Source organism: Psychrobacter sp. (genome assembly GCF_036731945.1).
GTDB lineage: Bacteria > Pseudomonadota > Gammaproteobacteria > Pseudomonadales > Moraxellaceae > Psychrobacter.
The window spans coordinates 1-2,960 of sequence record NZ_DAINDI010000012.1 but is presented as its reverse complement, the minus strand read 5'-3'; the positions used below and the strand labels follow the sequence as shown (position 1 = coordinate 2,960).

Annotated in this window: 2 protein-coding genes and 1 pseudogene; 2 read left to right on the top strand and 1 reads right to left on the bottom strand. The window is 41.4% G+C overall.

The window, feature by feature from the left end; all coding sequences use genetic code 11:
• Positions 1-476: pseudogene (gene pgsA / locus V7D75_RS03825) on the bottom strand (CDP-diacylglycerol--glycerol-3-phosphate 3-phosphatidyltransferase); the annotation flags it as partial.
• 805 nt (positions 477-1,281) lie between these two features.
• Between pgsA and V7D75_RS03820 the strand changes: the two are divergent.
• The gene (locus V7D75_RS03820; RefSeq protein WP_201619023.1) at positions 1,282-1,917 is read left to right on the top strand and encodes a hypothetical protein; all 636 of its coding nucleotides are present in this window, start codon (positions 1,282-1,284) and stop codon (positions 1,915-1,917) included.
• A 43-nt stretch (positions 1,918-1,960) separates the two neighbouring features.
• A complete protein-coding gene (locus V7D75_RS03815) occupies positions 1,961-2,833 on the top strand; it encodes a hypothetical protein (protein ID WP_333613476.1) in 873 nt (290 codons plus the stop codon).
• The last annotated feature ends 127 nt before the right edge of the window (positions 2,834-2,960 follow it).

Sequence of the window (2,960 nt, the reverse complement as noted above, 5' to 3'; positions counted from 1 at the left end):
TCAAGCGATTGCCAATTTAACAATAACACAGTGATGGCGATCATCTGAAAAGTGGTTTTGAGTTTGCCGACATACGAGACAGCAACACTGGTGCGATTGCCAAGCTCCGCCATCCACTCACGTAGCGCCGAGACGGCAATTTCACGCGAGATAATTACAATCGCCGCAATCGCCATAATGATATTGGGATGCCATTGCACCAAGATAATCAGTGCGGCTGCGACCATGAGCTTATCAGCGACTGGGTCTAAAAAGCGCCCAAAAGCAGAGACCACGTTAAGCTTACGGGCAAAATAACCATCCAACCAATCGGTCACTGCGGCGATAATAAACACACCGGTCAGCAACAAATGACGCAGCAAACTGTCGCTAAATTCGCTCATGCCTACCCGCGCGATGACATTGTCCGAAATCGCTGGCATGCCAATTCCCATGGCGGGTGGCCAATAAGCAATCGCCACAAACAGCGGAATCATTAAAATACGCGCAATCGTAAGATTGTTGGGTAGGTTAAAGATACTTCTGTCGTTTGGCGTTGGTAGCGGTTTTTGTTCTGGTGTGTGCAGCGGTGTACTCTCGGTCATGACAAACCCAGTTTATAGTGAGCGATAAGAATGTGGCTAGCTTAGCATTTTTCAGCCATGTCGTCATGCTTCTGTGCCGGTTGGTTTTGGCTTTACTCAATTGCAACTGTTTTTGAGCAAAAGGGGCTTAGCAAAACGATTATGATGATGATCTTTAGCCAATAATTGGCGAATAATTAGCCAAAACGTAATGACATGTAAGCAAGCTAGGTAAATCGGCCAATTTCAGTTATGATGACTGTGTAATAAATACAGTTGTACACTGGAAATTGTAAGCAGATGTGAGAATTTCTTGACATCATAGATTTTGTCATCATCTTTATATTAACAATAATAAATCTTGATGAATTTATTTGTGACTCTTTAATCAATAGTAGCTCGGTCGCATGATAAGTTTTCCTCAGCCCACGACACCTCCTTCGTGGGCTCTTTTTTTGCCTGTAAAGCATTGATTTATATAGGTTTGATATTTTAATATATTGAATTGACCACCAATTTGACCACCATTTGCTCAAAATTCTAATTTGTTAACTCCATTGTTTTTATAGCAATAAATTTATGAGCACCTCAACAACTAAGGGCGAAGTTTATTGTACATTTCAGATGTACTATTAATTATATAGGACTTTAATCAGACACACTCTGATAGGTTAAGAGTGCTAGTAATAGTTGCCCGAAAGTAACTAATCGGTTAAAGTTGAGTAATTATAAATTTAGTGGCTGGCGTGTAATGGATATAAAGAAAATAATAATTATAGTGGTCATGGTATTTCTAGGCATAATTGGGTTCAACTACTACAGTAGCGCTCAGTCTGAGAAAAATAGGGCTGCCCGTATAGCTGAAACTGAGGTTTTACGCGATCAACTCGCTAAGGTTGAAAGTGACAAGGCAAAACAAGCGGAGATTGAGCAGCAGCGGCTAGAGTTTGAAGCAATGCCTGAGAAAGCGCAGCAGATTATCATCGCTAAGGCATCTGTGCCTCAGCCGGAGATAGAATACCAAAGCTTTAACTTTGAAAAGGAAGATAGGGCCAAGCTTGATGAAATTATGGGGCGCTGGGGTGATGCCAGTTCTATTGCAAGTAGAACGTCCAGGATTGCCCTTCCAGCCGTTGTTAAAGATATGCAATCTATTAAACGTGAGTTAGACAAGCTCAGCGTTACGCCGTGCCTTACAAAAGCTCAAGCAAACCTAATGGCGGCTATGGAGACAGAAATAACCATGTACCTAAAATTTATGGCGGATTCTAAGGCGGACATTTCAGGTGATATGCTGGAAGTTTATAAGGCTCAAGAGCAATACTACTTGATAATTAAAAAGTGTACTGATTAGTTTGAATCACTTTTATTAATTTGATTAACTTCTGGTGGATGACATGGCACAACAAGTTTATTGCAATAACTGCGGATCAACAAGCAACCCCAAAGTAGCTGGCAGTATAATTATTACGCTAATACTGGTGTGGTTCGCTGTAGTACCAGCTATTATTTATGAAATATGGCGTGGGAAAAACAAGAGGTGTAGGCAGTGTGGTAGCCCCGCTATCATGCCTTTGCATGCCCCTGCCGCGCAACAGGCTATGCAGCGTCAACAAACGCCCATACAGCAAGCACCATTACAGCCGCAACCTACTCCAGCACCAGTTGTGCCTTCTGAGCCAAAGCCCAAATTACCGCCGGCGGAAACATATGCAATTGATAAAGATATCACGGGTGGCTTAATTGAGTTCTTTGGGTTAGACAGATGGTATCAGGCTACTTTTAACGATGAGCAAAAGCACAGACTAGAAGAGCGTTTTGGTACAGTGTCTGGTAACAAACTAACATCAGGCTCAGTGCGCTTTAAGTTTGCCAACGTGGATGCTTTACAGTTTCTCTATGAGCTTGAAGAAAAGCTTAAGCCACAATCTTATAACGATATTTATAAACTGGTAGATGAGCAGTTTAGAATAGAGGCGGGCAAATTCTGTAAGATTGATAATGATAGATGGGATAATGAGAAGTATTATAAATCTTGGTTTGCTTTAATGAAATATAGAATTGATGCACTTAGTAAGCTCAAGAAGGATAATTACTTCAAGCAAGGTCAGTTTGATGCTATTGATGATAACTGTGCTACTAAACCTTGTTTAGATATTAGCGGCAAGGGTTTTAATATATTGAATGGTGAGTTAGACCGCGCCTTTGATCAGCACTTCTTTGAACCTATAGAGGGATGTCGTTGTTCAGTGCGAGGCTATAGAGACTAAAACAAAACCCACGATTGAATCGGTTAGACTGATAATCAGATAAAGGGTGGCCTACTATATAGGACACTCTTTGAGACCATCCCACATTCTGTGTAACTGCCGTTTAGATTAAATGCCTGCTTATACG

Excerpts from the sequence above, each read along its gene's own strand:
- V7D75_RS03815 (WP_333613476.1), top strand. The coding sequence starts at position 1,961 with ATGGCACAACAAGTTTATTGCAATAACTGCGGATCAACAAGCAACCCC.